This window comes from Coprobacter fastidiosus (assembly GCF_030296935.1).
GTDB classification, from domain to species: Bacteria; Bacteroidota; Bacteroidia; order Bacteroidales; family Coprobacteraceae; genus Coprobacter; species Coprobacter fastidiosus.
This window is the reverse complement of sequence record NZ_AP028032.1, coordinates 1978812-1997875: the sequence shown is the minus strand read 5'-3', so window position 1 is coordinate 1997875 and position 19064 is coordinate 1978812. Positions and strand designations below refer to the sequence as shown.

At 39.7% G+C, this 19064-nt stretch carries 13 protein-coding genes and 1 tRNA gene; 5 read left to right on the top strand and 9 right to left on the bottom strand.

Going from position 1 to position 19064, the window contains the following annotated elements:
* Positions 1–95: 95 nt before the first annotated feature.
* Positions 96–3401, bottom strand: coding sequence for a UvrD-helicase domain-containing protein (locus tag QUE35_RS07905; RefSeq protein WP_022603031.1), 3306 nt, complete (start codon positions 3399–3401; stop codon positions 96–98).
* Positions 3402–3420: 19 nt separating this feature from the next.
* The gene (locus tag QUE35_RS07900) at positions 3421–3771 is read right to left on the bottom strand and encodes a translation initiation factor (protein ID WP_009318085.1); all 351 of its coding nucleotides are present in this window, start codon (positions 3769–3771) and stop codon (positions 3421–3423) included.
* A 154-nt stretch (positions 3772–3925) separates the two neighbouring features.
* Between QUE35_RS07900 and QUE35_RS07895 the strand changes: the two genes are divergently transcribed.
* Genes QUE35_RS07895 through ispF form a run of 5 tightly spaced genes read left to right on the top strand, consistent with a single transcriptional unit; the run spans position 3926 to position 10491 of the window.
* Positions 3926–4576, top strand: coding sequence for a redox-sensing transcriptional repressor Rex (locus QUE35_RS07895; RefSeq protein ID WP_009318084.1), 651 nt, complete (start codon positions 3926–3928; stop codon positions 4574–4576).
* Between the two features lie 48 nt (positions 4577–4624).
* A complete protein-coding gene (locus QUE35_RS07890; protein ID WP_009318083.1) occupies positions 4625–5239 on the top strand; it encodes a fumarylacetoacetate hydrolase family protein in 615 nt (204 codons plus the stop codon).
* Between the two features lie 35 nt (positions 5240–5274).
* Positions 5275–8739, top strand: coding sequence for a type IX secretion system sortase PorU (porU, locus tag QUE35_RS07885; protein WP_022603033.1), 3465 nt, complete (start codon positions 5275–5277; stop codon positions 8737–8739).
* Between the two features lie 60 nt (positions 8740–8799).
* Entirely contained in the window at positions 8800–10002 is a 1203-nt protein-coding gene (gene porV / locus QUE35_RS07880; RefSeq protein ID WP_022603035.1) for a type IX secretion system outer membrane channel protein PorV, read from the top strand.
* Positions 10003–10014: 12 nt separating this feature from the next.
* Positions 10015–10491 carry a 2-C-methyl-D-erythritol 2,4-cyclodiphosphate synthase gene (ispF, locus tag QUE35_RS07875; protein ID WP_022603037.1) on the top strand — a complete coding sequence of 159 codons (477 nt, stop codon included), beginning with the start codon at positions 10015–10017 and terminating at the stop codon, positions 10489–10491.
* A 16-nt stretch (positions 10492–10507) separates the two neighbouring features.
* Here ispF and QUE35_RS07870 read toward each other — a convergent pair whose 3' ends face one another.
* From QUE35_RS07870 to aroB, 7 genes are all read right to left on the bottom strand, one after another.
* The gene (locus QUE35_RS07870; RefSeq protein ID WP_122329727.1) at positions 10508–11110 is read right to left on the bottom strand and encodes an acyltransferase family protein; all 603 of its coding nucleotides are present in this window, start codon (positions 11108–11110) and stop codon (positions 10508–10510) included.
* 47 nt (positions 11111–11157) lie between these two features.
* Complete coding sequence (locus QUE35_RS07865) at positions 11158–11505, bottom strand: acyltransferase family protein (protein WP_081705762.1); 348 nt, start codon at positions 11503–11505, stop codon at positions 11158–11160.
* Positions 11506–11990: 485 nt separating this feature from the next.
* Positions 11991–12989, bottom strand: a complete 999-nt coding sequence (locus tag QUE35_RS07860; protein ID WP_022603042.1) for an aldose 1-epimerase — start codon at positions 12987–12989, stop codon at positions 11991–11993.
* Positions 12990–13313: 324 nt separating this feature from the next.
* Positions 13314–14255 (bottom strand): malate dehydrogenase, encoded by a 942-nt coding sequence (mdh, locus tag QUE35_RS07855; RefSeq protein ID WP_009318078.1) that lies wholly within the window; start codon positions 14253–14255, stop codon positions 13314–13316.
* Between the two features lie 765 nt (positions 14256–15020).
* Positions 15021–17486 carry a replication restart helicase PriA gene (gene priA / locus QUE35_RS07850; protein ID WP_022603043.1) on the bottom strand — a complete coding sequence of 822 codons (2466 nt, stop codon included), beginning with the start codon at positions 17484–17486 and terminating at the stop codon, positions 15021–15023.
* A gap of 340 nt (positions 17487–17826) precedes the next feature.
* A tRNA-Pro gene (locus QUE35_RS07845) sits at positions 17827–17901 on the bottom strand.
* 99 nt (positions 17902–18000) lie between these two features.
* Entirely contained in the window at positions 18001–19062 is a 1062-nt protein-coding gene (gene aroB / locus QUE35_RS07840; RefSeq protein WP_022391258.1) for a 3-dehydroquinate synthase, read from the bottom strand.
* Positions 19063–19064: the final 2 nt, after the last annotated feature.

The window sequence follows — 19064 nt, the reverse complement described above, 5'->3', positions numbered from 1 at the left end:
TTCTACTCGTCAAATAACCCATTATCCTTTTCGTAAAAACAGGAAAATATTTTCAAAAGAGACTCTCGAACTTGACCAAGCAAAATTGAGATACTCTATACGGGTACGATTTTCCCTAATTCGACATACCAGATATAACCTTTTACTTGGGAGAATCCCATTTCTTTTATGAGGGATATATACCGGATCACTTGTTTATGATAGCTTTTTTTCTGAATATTCCCGAATTTATAGTCGATTACAGAAACTTCTTCTCCGGAAATGACTACCCGATCCGGACGGAGGAATGTCCCTTTTTGCTGTAAAATTTCCGTTTCGTTGATAATTTGTGTATCGGGAGAAAACCATGGAGCAACTTCAGGTTGATCTAACCATGTTTTTAATTTTTTTTCTAAGATGACTCCTTCTTCATGGCTGAGTTGCCCGTTAAATATATATGGTAAAACGGCGTTGTGAATATCTTCTGCATAGCGGACGTTGCTGAGAATTTCGTGCATGAGATTGCCGTGTTGCCGTTCGTGACTGTCTCCGAAATAGCCTTTCCCGTGTAGTCGTAGTTGAAGACGTTTGCCGGGATCGGTAGACCGATATTCGGGCATTGTTTTAATTTTCTGTTTTTCTTTTGCTGTTTGTAGATTTTCCCATGTCTCTCCGGCTTCATAACAGTTCTTTTCAGGATCATAATAGGCAGATAAATCGATTATCGGTTTGTCTTTTTCCTCCGGACAGTTTATTTCATTTTCGGGATTGACACAATAATATAGCAATCGGGAAAGAGAGCCGAAAGTCCCTTCTTTCTTAGGTTTCGGAGTAAAGAGCAACAGTTCGTCTTCCGCCCGGGTAAAAGCTACATATGCAATGTTGAGATTGTCGATGTAGGCGTGCATCTTTTCGTTGAAGTATGCATCGGCATAAAGGCTTTTTTTCAAGATCGATCCATAACGTATCGGGACAAGCGGAATGTCATCCAGAGGTTCTTTTTGGTTGCACCAAAGTATGTTTTCGTGATGCGGGTTGTGATCGATTTCCCAATCGCAGAACGGGATGATAACGGCTTTGAATTCCAATCCTTTCGATTTATGGATCGTCATGATACGAATTGCATTTTGGGAGTCGGGTGTTGTTATGGTTTTCTTTATCCCTTGTTCGTTCCACCATTGTAAAAAAGAGGCGGGATCGGCCGAATGATTTGTTGTATAGTCGAGTACGATATCCTGGAATGCCTGAATGAATATACTTTCATTTCGTTCTCCGGAGGGAGGAAACAAACTGATAATTTTTTCGCACATTTCGAATAATGGCGTGTTTCTCAATTGTTCGAGTTCCCTGACGATTTCAGGATCGAAATGATGCGATAATTCTTTCTCCTTTTCTGCAAAATAAGAGGCGAGAGCTGTTTCCGGAGGGAGATTCCGGTGCGTTGTCGAATATTCATATACGGCAAGTATCCGGTTTATTTCCGTCTCTGGATTTTGCAGGTAGTTTAAAATACCGATTACCAGTTTGACAATCGGGGCATTGTGGATGAAAAGAGCTTCGTCCGAAATAATATCGAAGCGATATGTAGAATCGTTATTCTCGGCTTTGGCTTTTAAAAGACAATCTGCAACAAGGCTGCCTTCAGCTTTGCTTCTGACCAGAATGGCAATGTCCTTTAACGAGATATTTTTATCTTGAAGTTCTTTTAAGGTTTGCGGAAGTAGTTCTGTCGCCCGATTTTTCCAATCTATTTTTTCTCCTTCTTCCGTCTCGGTTTCCAAGAACATTACTTTTACATGGCCTTTTTTTCCTTTATTTTTAGGGGATATATGTTGGTATATATCTCGGTATGCTTTCCCGATCTTCTCGGCATATTCGGAGTCGATGTGTACATTGGCGGGGGTATCGGCTATTTCTTTTTGTAAAGATTCTTGAAGTAAGAATGATGCTTTCCTGAAAAACGAATTGTTGAACTGTATGACATTTATACAACTTCGCCAGTTCGTCCCCAATACATAGTCGTTCAGTTCTTCCGGCTTCTTGAATTGGTTGCCCAGTTCGTCATTCAGCAGTTTCCAGTCTGAATTTCTCCATCGATAAATACTTTGTTTTACATCCCCCACGATGAGGTTACGGCCGCCTTTATCATTACTCTCCTTAATCAACGGAAAGAAATTATTCCACTGCATCCGCGAGGTGTCTTGAAACTCATCGATCATAAAATGGTCGATCCGGTTACCGGTTTTTTCATATACGAAAGGCGTATCGCTACCATCGATGATTCGGTTGAGCAATTCGGTGGTATCGGACAAAAGAAGGATATTGTGTTCTTTTTCGTATGTCTGAATGTGTTTGTCGATGTCGCTCAAAATCCCTAATGTGTAAATATAGCGGCGTGTTTCCATTACCGATATATAAAATGGATAAGCGTTATAGCAAGCGATAATCTGTTTGATATATTCGTTTAATTCCGGATATATTTCCCGAACTTTTGTAATAATGTCGGGAGAAGTTTTTTTTGTCGTCCAGTTTTCGATATTGTCGGATAGTTGTGTAAATGAAGCGTTCGGTTCTTTTATGTTACCGTCCGCCCATTTGGAAAACTCTTTAAACGGAGAACGGTTACCGCCTTTCAGGTCTTCAGGAGGTAGTCCCGCTTTTTTCATTATTTCGGTGGCTTTTCTTGCTATTTTCCGACTTTCGGACTCGAAGTCTTGTTTTATGATATTCAGTTTTTTGATATATGCTCTTAATAGATCTTTATCCGCCATGAAATGGCGTATTTCCGAACTGTGCGATTTATATTCTTCTTTAAATATTTCTTGTGCCAACTGGACGATATTTCGTTGTATTCCCCAGCTTTTTCCTCCTTCGACCTGCTCTTCGGAAAATCGGATCAGCCAGTTTAGCAAATCTTTATTTTCAGGATTTTCGAGATCGAAAAACATCCGGTCTATGGCTTCCGTAAGCACATGACTATTGTCTATTTCGGTATTGTATCCGCCTTGCAAACCGATTTCTCGAGTGAACGCCCGTGTCGTTTGTTGAAAAAACTTGTCGATAGTACTGATATTGAAACCCGAGAAATCGTGCAGAAGGGTAAATAAAATTTCTGAAGCTCTTTTTTGAAGTTCTTCGATGCTTGCCGGGATTCCGTCTTGCCCCAACAGGTCATTTAAATATTCCGATTCGGAAGTTTGATGAGCCAGAATATCGAGTTTTTCGATAATGCGCCGCTTCATCTCTTCTGTCGCTTTATTGGTGAAGGTTACGGCAAGGATATGTTGAAAAGCCTTGTTCCGTTCCGATGGCAATATCGGTTCGTTATTGGGACGAACAGGAGATAATAACAATTTGAGGTATTCTAATGTCAGCTTATAGGTTTTCCCCGACCCGGCTGAAGCTCTGTAAACATGGAGCATATCGATATTTATTTAGACTCTAAATAATCCGGGCTTTCGTATAGCCTTCTTTTTTCAGAATTTCCAATACCTTAGCACGAAAATCCCCTTGTATAAGGATTTCTCCGTCTTTACTTGATCCTCCGACTCCGCATTTTGTCTTTAATGTTTTTCCTAACTCTTTGAGGTCTTCTTCTTTCCCGGAGAATCCTGTGATCAACGTTACCGATTTTCCGTTTCGGTTACGTTTGTCGAGTTGTATTTTCAACGGTTGTTTTTCCGGAGCTTGAGTCTCCGGTTCTTCTGTTTCTCCGGTATCGTACGAAAAATCGGGATTTGTCGAATAAACGACATTCAGGCGATCTTTCCAGTCATTATTATTTTTTGCCATTGTTCGCTATTTTAAAGAATGAGATTATCGGGTTGTAGCCGATATACGGTATATTTGTTTTCAAATTTAATACAGATCGTGAACGTAGCCAAACAAAATATATAGTTTACGAAAAAATTTATTACTTTTGTATTATTCAGAAAACAACAGATGAATGGCTGGAGATAATTCAAAGATAACGATTAAGTTGCCTGAGCCGTCTTTGAGGCGGTTGCCTTGGTATTTAGCGTATGTAAAACTCCTTAAAGACAGAGGGGTCGAATATGTGTCTTCTACGCAAATATCGAAAGATATTAATGTCGATGCTTCACAGATAGCTAAGGATCTTTCGTTTATCAACATATCGGGTAAGACCCGTGTAGGATATGAGGTGGAGTCTTTAGTTTCGGTGTTGGAAGATTTTCTCGGATTCACAGATGTTCATAAGGCTGTCATTTTCGGAGTCGGCAGTCTGGGTGCTGCATTGCTTCAGGATTCGGGTCTGGCGCAGTACGGAATGAATGTGATTGCCGGATTTGATATAAAAGAAGAGTTGGCAGGAACTTTTATTAATGGTATACCGGTATATCATGTGTCGGAGTTTGAGGAACGGCAAAAAGAGTTGAATGCGCACATCGGTATTTTGACGGTCCCGGTAGAACGTGCACAGGAGACTGCTGAAAGTATGATCGCGGGAGGAGTTAAGGCTATCTGGAATTTTACTCCGTTCAGAATACGTGTGCCAAAACATATTGTCGTTCAGAATACTTCTATTTATGCACACCTTGCCGTTATGTTCAATAGACTGAATAATCTTAAAAAATAAAAAATACTTTCCGGTTTTTTATTCCGGAAATCTTATAAATACTTCAGAATGAAAATTATTGCCGTAGGTTGGAATTATCTCGATCACAATAAAGAGATGAATCGTACGTTATTACCAAAAGAACCGGTTATATTTCTGAAACCCGAAACGGCTTTATTAAAGGATCACAAGCCGTTTTTTCTTCCGGATTTTTCGAACAAAATAGAATATGAAACAGAAATCGTGGTTCATATTTGTCGGTTGGGAAAGAATATAGCTCCGCGTTTTGCTCACCGTTATTATGATGCTGTTACTGTCGGCATCGATTTTACGGCACGGGATTTACAATCCCGGCTGCGAAGTGAAGGAGCTCCGTGGGAAATATCCAAGGGTTTTGATTCTTCGGCAGTTGTCGGAGATTTTGTCTCGCTTGATCAGGCTGGAGAAATACAAAATCTTGCCTTTTCATTGCAAATTAACGGAGAAACGGTACAGCAGGGAAATACAATAGATATGATTTTCCCGGTAGATGAAATTATTGCGTATGTAAGTCGTTTTTATACGCTTAAGATAGGAGATCTGATTTATACGGGAACACCGAAAGGTGTAGGACCGGTGGCGATAGACGATCATTTGCAGGGATTTTTGGGAGACCGTAAAGTATTGGATTTCCGTGTGAAATAGACCGGTAGAAATTTCTGTTGCTTAGAATTATAAAAATGAGAAAGAATACCGTTGTTTTATTTTTTTTGTTACTGTCTTTTGGCATTTTCTTTTTCCCGGAAATGTTGAATGCACAGTCTGACCGATATACCGGAATATCAAAATTAAATTCCGGTTATTGGGTAAAAATCAGAATATCGGAGAGCGGTATATATCAGATTTCTTATGCCGATTTGCGGGCATGGGGATTTGTCGATCCGGCAAAAGTGAAACTTTACGGATATGGCGGAGCAATGCTGCCGGAGGACTTTCAAAAGCCTTATATCGACGATTTGCCTGAAGTGCCGGTGATGCGTTACGGAGAGCGGATGATTTTCTATGCACAGGGAGTCGTGAAATGGACGGCCGGCAGTTCGACGTTTACACACGAAAGAAATCCTTATTCACAGTATGGATATTATTTTTTGTCCGAAAATGATGACCAGCCTCGAACGATGGAGACAGTCTCTGCAAACGAGTCTATGAGTGCGACAACTGTGAATGTCTTTAATGACTATGCTTTGCATGAACAGGAACTTATTAATTTAGGACGTACAGGCCGAAAATTTTATGGTGAAGATTTTATTTATGAACAAATCAGAACTTTTACATTCGATATTCCGGGAATTACGGAGACTCCGGTTTCGATGCAGATCGATTTTGTTGTTAAAGCTTTGGCCTCAAATTCCAATACTATTGCCGGACAGATAAAGATCAAGCACAACGATGTCTCTCTTTCTCAATCTTCTCAGGATAGGGTTTATGCGATTTTGAATAATAGCCAAGAAGCTACTTATGCAAGCGGACGTTCTACGTCTACTACCAAAACATGGGTGAGAGATCCCGATAATCCCGACCGTATTACGATACAATTCGAAGGGAGTCAGGCCTCTACGGCGCGACTCGATTTTATTCGATTGAATATGGAACGGGATCTGAAAATTTATGACGGGATCGTTGCATTCCGAAATTTGAAATCCCGCAATACATTATTAAAATATGCCGTTAATGTATCAGGATCTTCAGATCCTCGGATTTGGGATATAACCGATCTTCAAAATCCTGTATCTATCGAAAGTTCACAACATGACGGATGCTTGTGGTTTGTTCCTCAGTCGGTAGGATTAAAAGAGTATGTCGCATTCGATGCTGCACGGACATTCCCGTCTCCTGAGTATGTAGGAATTGTGTCGAACCAGAATTTGCATGGTTACAGCCGTGCCGATCTAGTTATTATAGTTCCGCCGGAATTTTACTCACAAGCCGAACGTTTGGGAAAATTCCATGAATCGGAAGACGATATGTCGTATTTAATTGTATATCCGGAACAGATTTACAATGAGTTTTCTTCCGGAACTCCTGATGCGACAGCGTACAGGCGCTTTATGAAGATGTTTTATGACCGGGCTGAAGGAAATGAAGATTTGAGACCGCGTTATTTGCTGCTTTTTGGAGACGGTACGTATGATAATCGTTTGATTACGAGTGAATGGCAAGGCTATAAGTATCCGTTTTTATTAACTTTTCAGTCAGAGTCGAGCTTAGATGAACGTACGTCTTATGTAACGGATGACTATTTCGGTTTTTTGAAAGACACGGATGGCGCGAATCTACTGGCTGATAAACAGGATATTAGTATCGGACGTTTTCCGGTACGAACGTTAGCCGAGGCGACCGTTGCCGTGGATAAGGTAATCGAATATGGACAAAACAAAAATTTCGGAGTATGGAAAAATAATCTTTGTTTTGTAGCCGATGACGGAAATAATTCGGATCATATGGAATTGGCTGATGAGTTGTGCGATAAAATAGAGTCGAAATATCCTGAATTTTTCCCGTATAAAGTTTATCTCGATGCTTATACCCGGGTAAGTTCTGCGAGCGGAGGTACTTACCCTGATGCAAAGAAACGTATGTTCGATTTGTTGGACGATGGGTTACTCTTTATCAATTTTTGCGGGCATGGGAGTTCTACAAGCTGGACGGCGGAGAAGATTTTGGAAATGTCGGATATTCGGAAACTTTATTTGAAGCGTCTTCCGTTATGGATTACGGCAACTTGCGATTTCAGCCGGTTCGATGACAAATCCAATTCTGGAGGAGAAGAGTTGTTCCTGAATTCAAAAGGCGGAGGAATCGCCCTTTTTACGACGACTCGAGTGGTATATATGGAAAAGAATGCCATTCTAAATAAAATGTTGATCGAAAATATCTTCGAACGGGATACGGACGGCTCGAGATACCGCTTGGGAGATGTGATGCGTGTTGCGAAGAAGGCTGTTGCCGAATATGTCAATTCGGATGGAGTTCGTCCGTATGAAAGAGATCTGAACAAATTGAATTTTATTCTTTTGGGAGACCCTGCGCTTCGGTTGGCTTATCCTGAATATAAGATGGTAATTACCGAGATTAACGGAGATCCGATTGACGAAACTTCAGATTTACAGACTCTGAAAGCACGTTCTTGGGTAAAAATGAAAGGAGAAGTGCGGGATCATACTACAGGCGAAAAGAAAGAAGATTTTAACGGTTTGGTATATCCCCGGTTATATGATTCGAAGAAAGAGATAACGACGAATGGTTTTGAAAGCGATGTACCCTTTACGTTTTATGAACGTGCGAATATGTTATATTCCGGTAAAGATTCGGTTCGGAACGGAGAGTTTGAATTTGAGTTTAAAATGCCTGTAGAACTGAATTACTCCTCGGAGACCGGATTATTGAATTTGTACGGGTATGATGAGCAAGGACGTGAAGCACAAGGATCGAATGAGCAGTTTGTCATAGGAGACATGGATAATGATGTCGAGGCGGATACGGAAGGTCCGATTATCCATTCTATGTATCTGAATAGCGAGACATTCAGTTATGGCGATAAGGTAAATGAAGAACCTGTGTTTATTGCCGATGTGGAAGATGAATCGGGAATAAATATTTCTGGAATCGGTATCGGGCACAATATGACGGTAACGATCGACCATTCTTCGGCTCAAGAATATATTGTTAATAACTACTTTGATCCGGTGGTAGGTGAATTCGGGCGAGGAACAGTAATGTATCAATTACCGTCTTTACCGGCAGGATCACATACTTTGACGTTTAAGGTTTGGGATACGGAAGGTAATTCTACGGAAAAGACAACTTCGTTTGTTGTCGTACCGGGTATGAAACCCCAGATATTCGATCTTTATCCTCAAAAAAATCCGGTGTCGGAATATGCAGAGTTTTATTTGAAGCATGATCGTCCGAATATGAATATACAATTAAGGCTGTCTATTTATAATTTGATGGGTACAGAACTATGGACTTATTCGGATGACGGACTTTCCGATATGTGGACTTCTCAACCGATCGTTTGGAATCTGACCGATAAAGCCGGAAGACGGGTTGCGCCCGGTGTATATCTTTATCGGGCGTATATCTCGACAGAAGGCAGTAAGGAGGCTACCAAGACTAAAAAAATCATAGTCGTTGCACAATAAAAGCCTTTGAATACAGTTTTTATTAAGGAGAAATAAAATAGAAAAGAGAGAAATATATTTATGAACCGGATACGAAGTTTTTTTGTAATTGCTTTTCTGGGAGCTTGTTTTACTTCGTTTGCTCAGAACGATGTTAAGAATAAATTTAATCCGATTAACACGGGAGTAACCTCTTTGGGTATTGCTCCGGATGCTCGAGGCGGATCTATGGGAGACTTGGGAGCTGCTACCGATCCTGACGTGAACTCTCAATATTGGAATCCTGCAAAATATGCTTTTGCATTCAGCCGTGCGGGAGTTTCTGTATCTTATACTCCATGGCTGCGTAAATTGGTCAATGATATTAATTTAGCGTATGTGGCCGGTTATTGGAAATTCGGCAGTAGCGATTTACAGGCATTGAGTGCTTCATTGCGTTATTTTTCTTTGGGATCGATCAATATTACAGATGATGGCGGAAATATAACTAATTCTATAAATCCGTATGAGATGGCCTTTGACCTCGGTTATTCCAGAAAATTGTCACAAAGTTTTTCAATGGGTGTCGTCTTCCGGTTTATCTATTCAGATTTAGCTTATGATGAGACCGAGGGAATGAAAGGGGCGGCGGCTTTCGCTGCGGATATATCCGGTTATCAGACTTTTTATCCTATTGTAGGACGGAGCGAGTGCCAGTGGTCATGGGGATTTAATATTTCCAATATCGGTTCTAAAGTTTCGTATGACGGCGGAAATAACAGCGCTTTTTTGCCGACGAACTTGCGTTTGGGAACGACTTTCCTTTTCCCTTTGGCTGATTATAATACGTTGTCGTTGAGTCTTGACTTGAATAAGCTGTTAGTACCTGCAGCTCCAAGACAAGAAGATTATCTGGATGTAGAGGGAAACGAAGATAGAGAAGCTTATGAAGCTGCAAAAGAGAAGTATCAAAGTACATCTCCCATCAGCGGAATTTTCAAATCGTTTTCAGATGCTCCCGGAGGATTTAAAGAAGAGCTTCAAGAGATAAATTTTTCGGTAGGTGCAGAGTATGCATATAACAATCAATTTTTTCTGAGGGCCGGATATTATAATGAAAACAAGTATAAGGGGAATCGTAAATATTTTACTTTCGGAGCAGGATTTGCACTTAAGGTCCTTCGGCTGGATGCCGCTTATGTAGTTGCTACTGCACAGAGTAGCCCGTTAGATCAAACTCTGCGTTTTTCCCTTTCGTTCGATATGGACGGAATAAAAGATTTAGTCGGACGTAGAAGACGTTGATAAAAGAGACAAATGAAGATAAGGGTAGGCTTCGGTTTTGATGTTCATCGGTTGGTCGAAGGCCGGGAACTTTGGTTAGGAGGCATTCGCATAGAACATTCGTGCGGTTTGCTCGGGCATTCGGATGCGGATGTTTTGATTCATGCCCTATGCGATGCTTTGTTGGGGGCAGCCAATATGCGGGACATCGGCTTTCATTTTCCGGATACGGCAGGAGAGTATAAAAATATAGATAGTAAAATTCTGTTGCGAGATACGGTTAAGATGATTAGAGATAAGGGATACCAAATAGGTAATGCAGATATTACGGTTTGTGCCGAGCGGCCCAAATTAAATCCTCATATTCCGGCAATGAAGAAGTGTCTGGCAGAAGTTATGGAAGTTGATGAAGAGGATATATCTATAAAAGCTACAACAACAGAGAAGCTTGGATTCACAGGGCGAGAAGAAGGTATTTCGGTCTATGCCACGGTGCTGTTGCAAAAATAATATGCCTGAAATATCATTATATTATTTCATTAATCCATTTAAAACGTGGTTTTTTGCTCAATTTTATTATAATAGAGGCTGTTAGTGTACTTAGTATAGCACATAAAAGCCAAAGGTTATAAACATCAGAAGTAAAATGTCCCCATATCCGTGATAATAAAAACACAAAATACATGTGCAGAAAATAAATCAGAATGCTTTCTTTTCTCAGCCAAGTATAGATTTTCTTTTCTGGTAAATTTATTTCGATTGCAACAATAAAAACTGCTATACCTGAAAGTAACCCGCTAAAAGGAGTAAGATTTCCAATTATAAATACAAGAACACTTGCACTCATGCATAATGTAAATAAAATAAATTTTATGCGTAATGAATATTTCTGTAAATGAAAAATCATCATTCCTGTAGAGACATAAGCTAATCCTTGAAATACTCCATTTCGTGCATTTGGAAAAATCCATTTACAAGCTTTACATAAAAGTTGAGGAATTTTTGGAAGATTTTCTATATCAAGTTGATCATACTCACAACCTACCAATAAAAATATTAAGCCGGTATACCACAAAGCCTTTAAATGTACTCCACGAGTTCGAAAATATTTTATTATGAATACGGCCACAATAAGCGCAAGTAAATACCACAAAGGCCAAGAGAAAGGTTGTTCGCCTACAAAAAGAAATTACGTATGAAGAAAAGCAAGTCAATAACCCAATTGTAGTCATTGGTCCAAAATATAAACAATGTGATTGGAAGATAGATTACCGTCCAAATAAGATAACGTTTAACACTTTTACGAAGAAATTGCTCATAAATTATATTGGCTTTATCGATTGATTTTGTTTGTGTTTTGCGTTCAAGTAAATAGCCTGAAGTAATAAAAAATATAGGAACTGCCCAGCGAAGGAAAAAATATACCCATAGAGGAACTGCTTGTACATTGAATTGCAGGCAATGAATTCCTACAACAAATAATGCCATAATGTATTTTATGACATCCAAAAATCTGTATTGCATAAAGAAGATGTGTTATCTGCGTTAATGCTCCCTCTTCTTTCCTACGAACACAAAAAGTGGACGTTTCTAGTCCACTCAGTGCGGTCGTAGGAAAACCGGATATAACAGACCGAAACGCCCACGTGCAACGTGAACGTCCACACATCTGTTCTCGGTTATATCTATGAAATTTCCTACGTTTCACTGAATTAAGAACAAGATTGCAAACGCAATTAATATTATATAAAAGTCTTTTGCTGCTAATGACTTTCGTGTACAAAGTTAGTTTTTTTCAACAATAAAAGAAATGATTTCAACTTTTTGGACAGTAAATATTTAATCTTTAACGACGAAAGGCAAAAAAGATTTGATTAATTATACTAAATATACAGAGTTCAAGATACACTCAAATTCACACTTTTATAAAAGGATCTTATTCAAAACGTCATTGTAAATAGAAAAACAGCCGCTGTTTTTCAGGCGACTGTTTTTCGTATATGAATTATCTATCTCACATATAACCGTGTTACGGCTTTCCACTCTTTACCGGGTTCTATAAATTGAAAACCGGTGAGTTGTGCCGGCAGTTTCAAGTTCGGAGCGTTCGTTGCCCAGCTTTGCGGTTCAGGACATACATAGGGAACTTCGCCACCGTTGTTCCAGAGAGTCCAGTGTTTAAATTGCTCGTCGGTTTCATAGAATACGCTTATTCCTTTTTCTGTATCGGTCAGAATCGCTCCGTTATAGTTTTTCCCGTCTATCGATAGCGGTTCGTTAGTTAAAGCCCATTCTATTGCTTTGCCGAAAGGATAAAGACCCTCGGTGCGCAGTAGAGCTTCTTCTTCGTTCAAGTCGTTGAGTTTTCCGGTCGGGAGCGAACGTTCGCTCATTTCCCAGCGTTTTCCCACCGACAGTTTCAGTTTATAGTTGTTTCGCTTTCCGTTTGTTGTGAAGGGAACATTGATAGGAGTGTGGAATCCCATGCCTATAGGCATATTTTCTTTGCTTTGATTGATGAAAACGGTAGTTTGTTTTAAACCTTCTGCCGACAGTCGGAAAATCATGCGGCAAATGAATTCATGAGGAAAATGTTTATAAATGGGATCATTAAATAAGTTAGAGAAATAAGAAGCCTCTATTTCTACGTAGTCATTTCCGGTTTCTGTCCGGGTAATTATAAACGGCTGGGATTTAATGATCCCATGATGGTAATTGTTCTGAGCGGGGATGGTAATCGGATATTTGTATGTACGGTTCTCGAATGAATAAGTTCCGTCCTCGATACGGTTAGGAGGGAATAAAAGCGGAAGTCCGAATACTTGAGGTCGTCCTTTGAAAGTCTCTATTTCGTCTTCTGCCGGAGTTCGCAATATATTTGTGCCGGAAGCTTTATGGCTTAGTTTAACGACATTAGCCCCGATTTCGGGAATCATAATTGCTTCATATCCGCCTGCTTCGAAATGAATGGCTGACATTCCGTAAAAATCAATTTTTTCGATTTGCATATTTCTTTTGTATTAGTTGGTGACAATTGATCTTATTTTTCCAAAAGTACAAATATCCGTTAACCTTGATGTATGAAAAATGGTTATTTGTGTTTAAAATCTGGTTTTGAAACCTGCTAGATTTTACTCGGGTCAGGTTTGGGAGTTCCTTTCGGAAGAAGTTAAAGGCGGCAGTTGACTGTGTGGTGTACCGGAATGAGAAAATAGGTTGCAAAAGACTCGAAAGATTCGGATATATAATTTTATCGATTTAAACAGGCTATTAATGAAAAAGCCTGTTGCAACTTGCAAACAGGCTTTTTATTATCGAAAATACGGTAATTTTTAGAGAGCTTTGATCTCGTGAAGTACACTGTTTGTCTTGTGAACGGCAGCAGCACTTTTTTCGAACAACTCTTTTTCTGCATCATTAAGTTTGAAATCGACAACTTTTTCCCAACCGGTGCGACCCAAAACAACCGGAACGCCTATGCAGATGTCTGACTGTCCGTATTCGCCTTCCAGATATACACTGCAAGGAACGATTTTTTTCTGATCGTGAAGGATAGATTCAACAACGTATGCAGCAGCCGCACCCGGAGCATACCATGCAGAAGTTCCTAGTAATTTTGTCAATGTAGCACCTCCTACCATAGTGTCGGCAGCAACTTTTTCTAAAGTTTCGGCATCGAGAAGTTGAGATACCGGCAAACCTTTATAGGTAGCAAGACGAGTTAAAGGAATCATTGTCGTGTCGCCATGACCGCCGATTACAACGCCTTCCACTTCATTGGGGTTGGCATTCAAGGCCTTGCTTAAGTAGCATTTGAAACGAGAGCTGTCCAATGCTCCACCCATACCGATTACGCGGTTTTTAGGAAGTCCCGAAGTTTTCTGAATCAAATAAGTCATAGTGTCCATAGGATTGCTTACGCAGATAATGATTGCGTTAGGAGAGTGTGCTAATACACTTGCTGCAACCGATTTTACAATCCCTGCATTTACACCGATCAATTCTTCGCGAGTCATACCCGGTTTACGAGGAATACCGGATGTAATGACAACAACGTCAGAACCTGCGGTTTTTGTATAATCGTTGGTAACTCCTGTGATACGAGTATCAAAACCGAGCAAGGTTGCTGTCTGCATCATGTCCAATGCCTTACCTTCTGCTACGCCTTCTTTGATATCCAACAATACTACTTCGTCGGCCACTTCATTAAAAGCCAATACATTTGCGCATGTAGCACCTACGTTACCTGCACCTACGACTGTTACTTTTGACATAATAATTCTTTATTTATTAGTTGATAATTAAACTCTTTTTTACGATTGCAAATGTACAAACGATATTTAATTGTGGAAAATTTTCCGTATTTAATTTTTGATAAATCATATCTATTCGGGTTAATTTTATTCGGTTTACATCAGAATATTCGACATTAAGTAATGAACAGGGGATATGAACGGTTGTTGATAATTTTAATTGTCAGATATATAGGTAATTATAAATTAATTTTGAGAAGGATATGAACAAGTGTTGTGCATAAGTTAGGTATTTTTGTGAATAACTCCGATTGTGTTCCGTTAATAACTCGGTCATTGCGGAAAAGAGGCTAAAACACAGGTCGAAAAATCGGTTACTCGTTGGACTTCTGTTTTTGTTATTAACAACAGTTGATAATGTTAATGTCTTTATTTTTATTAAGTTATATTTTTTATCAGAAGAGTTATAAACATGAATTGTTGATAACATTGTTAATAGTCCGATGTAATTTGTAAGTTATAAACTATTCGTTGATAATCGGTTGGATAATCAAACTTTTATTTATTGGGGGATTGAGTTTACTCAAAATAAAAGTATTATTGTAACTCTTAGAGCCTGTCGTAAATTTTGCTCGGGTCAGTTTTGAGAGTTTCTTTCGAGGATGTTTTTCTGTTTTTAGGAGGATGATAGCGGGCTATCTGACGAGTGAAAACGGGAAAACAGACCGGAAGAAAGCGCAAAAATGACCTGATAATATTTTTCTGTTGGAAAATTTAGACAAGCTCTTACATAGGATCGACATCGTAATATACGGTAACAGATTTGAATCGTTCGTCTTTTAACATATCGTCTTGAGCCTGATATAAGAGTTCTCTCACTTTTGCCATAGATGCATTATTTTCTACTTTTAGAACGATTTTGCGGATATATAGAGATTGTATCCGGGCAACGGGAGGAAGATCCGGGCCTAATATGCGATGAGCGAAAACTTGTCGTAAACGTGTTGCATAAGAACATGCAACCGAATTGAGAATTGTTTCATCCCTATGTTTCAGATAAATATATATCAACCGAAAGAAAGGGGGATAGGAGAATTGCTGACGCTCTTTCAATTGCGTATGAAACATTCCTGCGTAGTCGTGGTTGATAACTTGTTGTATGAGCGGATGTTCGGGCTGTGCCGTTTGCAGAATTACAGTACCCTGACGCTTCTTTCGTCCGGCGCGTCCTGCAACTTGAGCCATAAGCTGAAATGCCCGTTCGTGAGCTCTGAAATCAGGGAAATTCATCATTGTATCGGCACTTAAAATACCGACTACGCTTACATTATCGAAGTCCAGTCCTTTGGTGATCATTTGAGTCCCGACCAGAATTTGAGTTTTGTGCTGTTCGAAGTCTTCGATCAGTTGTTCATAAGCCTTCCGTGTACGAGTGGTGTCCAGATCCATACGGGCGATTTGGTAATCCGGAAAATATTGGGCTATATCTTCTTCGATGCGCTCTGTCCCGAATCCTCGAATATCGATTTCGGTATGTCCGCAGGCCGGGCATTGTCTGGGAACTTCACATGTATATCCGCAATAATGACAAGTAAGCTGATGATATCGTTTATGATAGGTTAACGTTACGTCGCAATATTTGCATTTGGGAACCCAGGCGCAAAGTTTGCATTCTATTACCGGGGCGAAACCTCTACGGTTTTGAAATAAAATGACTTGTTCTCCTCTTTTTAGGGCCTGATTGGCTTCATCGAGAAGCAGAGGAGATATATTGCCGGTCATCTGTTTTTTACGACGAAGTTCTTGAGTGTTGGCTACTAATATTCGGGGCAATTGTATATCTTCGAATCGGGAGGTAAGTTCTACGAATCCATATTTCCCTTGTTGTGCATTATAATAGCTTTCTAAAGCCGGAGTTGCACTTCCTAATAATGTTTTTGCGCCGTGCATCGATGCCAATACGATGGCTGCGTTACGGGCATGATAGCGTGGTGCAGGATCTTGTTGTTTATACGTATTTTCGTGTTCTTCATCTACAATAACCAGTCCTAAGTCTCTGAAAGGCAAAAATATCGAGGATCGCACTCCGAGAATGACTCGTATTCCCTTGTCCTTTAGGAGATTGTTCCATATCTCTACGCGTTCGTTATCCGTAAATTTGGAATGGTAAATAGCAAGACTGTCTCCGAAAACCCGTTGTAGTCGGGTTGTAAGTTGAGTGGTCAAAGCTATTTCGGGAACGAGATAAAGCACCTGTCTCCCTTTTTGAATGACTTCTTGAATCAGGTGGATATATATCTCAGTCTTACCGCTGGAAGTTACACCGTGCAGCAAAGTAACCTCTTTATCCTTGAAAGAATGAAATATTTGGTCAAGAGCTTTTTGCTGCACTGTATTGAGAGCATGAGCAGGCTCGGCAGACCGTCCGGAAGTGTCTAACCGGCTTATCTCCCGTTTATAAGAGATCAGTATTCCTTTGTCGATCAGCCCTGAAAGGACAGATGAGGATACATCGGCTCTTTCGAGCAGAGTGTTTCGGGGTACTTCTTTAAATTGCCCTCTTTGCATGAATGATGACAATTCGAGATAGGCCATCAATAATTTGAGCTGTTTCTTGGCAGGAGCTAATTGTTCGAAAATGGGCCGTAATTTCTCTTGTTCTTCCGGTCCGAAAGCCAGTTTTATATATGTCTCGGTTTTAGGACGATATTTCCGTTTTATCTGTTCTGTAATGAATAAGGCCTCTTTGTCGAGCAGAGTACGGATAACGGGTAAAATATTGCGTAATCCGCTCTCTTTTTCCAGATCTTGTACTGAGATTTTGGGATACTTGCTTAGTGTGTCTAATAATATTGACTCCCTTTCTATCAGTCGATTGTCCGGATTTTCTTCATAATCAGGGTTAGGAGAAACCAAGGTTTCGCTTTCTAATTTTAACCCCGACGGTAATGCCGCTTTATACACATCGCCGACAGAACAGAAATAATATCCGGCAATCCATTCCCAAAATTTGAGTTGAGGACGCCGTAAAATAGGTTCATTGTCTAATAAAGAGATGATTTCTTTTGTCTCATAATCGGCAGGTGCATGATTGTGAGTAAAAATGACGATAGCCGTATAATATTTTTTTCGTCCGAAGGGGACGATAACCCGGCTTCCGGTAGATAAATTTTCTTTTAATTCCGCAGGAATACGGTATGTATAATATTTATGTAACGGAAGAGGTAATATGACATCGGCAAATTGGGACACGACTGATACGGATTTAGAATTGTCAGACAAAAATAGTAAAATGCCGTATATTTATGGTGTTCTTTCCGTTTAATTATAAATTAAAGAATATTGTCACAAAATCTTGTTTAAATTTTATACAGACATTTCGAGAGAGTTAATAAGGGATGTCGTATTAGAAAAACAAACTGAAAAAAAGACTTATATAACTGAATGGATAATTTTATCGGAAATTTTCAGATAAGGTTTTAAAAACAAATTATGAAAGTCATTTTTTTCAACCCTCTCCCGTATTTCTCCCGGCACAAAATAGCGACATGGCCATAACTTATTGAATATCAATAAGTTATGGCCATGTGTGTCGGGGTGACTGGATTCGAACCAGCGACCACACGCCCCCCAGACGTGTACTCTAACCGGACTGAGCTACGCCCCGATTAATTGTGAGGCAAAAGTAGTATATTTATTTTTACCAGCAAAATTTTTCTATAAAATTTAGGGAAATACGGCTTATTCTGTGCGGAAAGCTATTTCTTTATAGATGAAAAAGATCTCGGTACAGATCAAAAGCGGTACATATTTCCTCTTTTGTTGCTGTTTGGTTAATTTCCACTATGCCGACATCTTTCAGCAATGTGAAATTGACACTATCCGATTCATTTTTTTTGTCGTGGGTCATCTTTTCATATAAAGAGTCGTAATCTTCACACGTAATTGGAAAAGCACCGTAATTATCAGCAATGAAAGTCGATAATTGACGAATACGCTCTACCGGAAACCCTAAATGCATGTGTGATAATAGCAGTTCGCAAATCAGTCCCCAAGCTACGGCATATCCGTGTTGTATCGGAGATTTGCGTTCGTGCGATAAACTTTCGAATGCATGCCCTACCGTATGGCCGAGATTTAAAGATTTTCGGATATTCTTTTCAAAAGGATCAACTTCCACTATGTGTTCTTTTACTTTTACCGATTCTTCCAGTAGTCCCAGCAATTTGTCTAAATCGAGATCGGAGAAATCCAATGTCAATAATTTGTTATATGTGTCGGGAGTGCTAATCAGTCCGTGTTTAAGCATTTCTGCATAGCCCGAAAGGAGATGTTCTCGAGATAATGTTTTAAAAAAAACAGTAGAAATCAATACCGATTCGGCCGGATTAAATACTCCGATTTCATTTTTTAGTCCGTTGAAGTTGATTCCGGTTTTCCCGCCTACAGCAGCATCTACCGCACCTAATAATGTTGTGGGAATATTGATATAACGAATACCTCGTTTGAATGTGGATGCTGCAAATCCTCCCAGATCAGTTACCATGCCACCACCCAGATTGATCATAAAAGAACGGCGGGTAGCATGTTTATCACTTAAAATTTTCCATACGGAGGTTAAAGCCTCCAAGTTTTTATGCGTGTCGTCCGCTTCGATGATGATCTGTTCGGCGTTACTGCATAACTTACTGTTTTCAAGTAAAGGGAATGCAAATTTGAAAGTGTTCCGGTCTGTTAATACAAACAACTTATCATAGGAATAACGAGATAGTATTTCATCGATACTTTCAGATATATTTTGTGTGAAAATAACGGGTTGTTTCGACATGG

Coding starts and splice junctions, on each gene's coding strand:
- QUE35_RS07900 (WP_009318085.1), bottom strand. CDS start 3,771: ATGGCAAAAAATAATAATGACTGGAAAGATCGCCTGAATGTCGTTTAT.
- QUE35_RS07860 (WP_022603042.1), bottom strand. CDS start 12,989: ATGCAAATCGAAAAAATTGATTTTTACGGAATGTCAGCCATTCATTTC.
- ispF (WP_022603037.1), top strand. CDS start 10,015: ATGAAGATAAGGGTAGGCTTCGGTTTTGATGTTCATCGGTTGGTCGAA.
- QUE35_RS07905 (WP_022603031.1), bottom strand. CDS start 3,401: ATGCTCCATGTTTACAGAGCTTCAGCCGGGTCGGGGAAAACCTATAAG.
- QUE35_RS07865 (WP_081705762.1), bottom strand. CDS start 11,505: ATGCAATACAGATTTTTGGATGTCATAAAATACATTATGGCATTATTT.
- QUE35_RS07890 (WP_009318083.1), top strand. CDS start 4,625: ATGAAAATTATTGCCGTAGGTTGGAATTATCTCGATCACAATAAAGAG.
- porV (WP_022603035.1), top strand. CDS start 8,800: ATGAACCGGATACGAAGTTTTTTTGTAATTGCTTTTCTGGGAGCTTGT.
- QUE35_RS07895 (WP_009318084.1), top strand. CDS start 3,926: ATGGCTGGAGATAATTCAAAGATAACGATTAAGTTGCCTGAGCCGTCT.
- aroB (WP_022391258.1), bottom strand. CDS start 19,062: ATGTCGAAACAACCCGTTATTTTCACACAAAATATATCTGAAAGTATC.
- mdh (WP_009318078.1), bottom strand. CDS start 14,255: ATGTCAAAAGTAACAGTCGTAGGTGCAGGTAACGTAGGTGCTACATGC.
- porU (WP_022603033.1), top strand. CDS start 5,275: ATGAGAAAGAATACCGTTGTTTTATTTTTTTTGTTACTGTCTTTTGGC.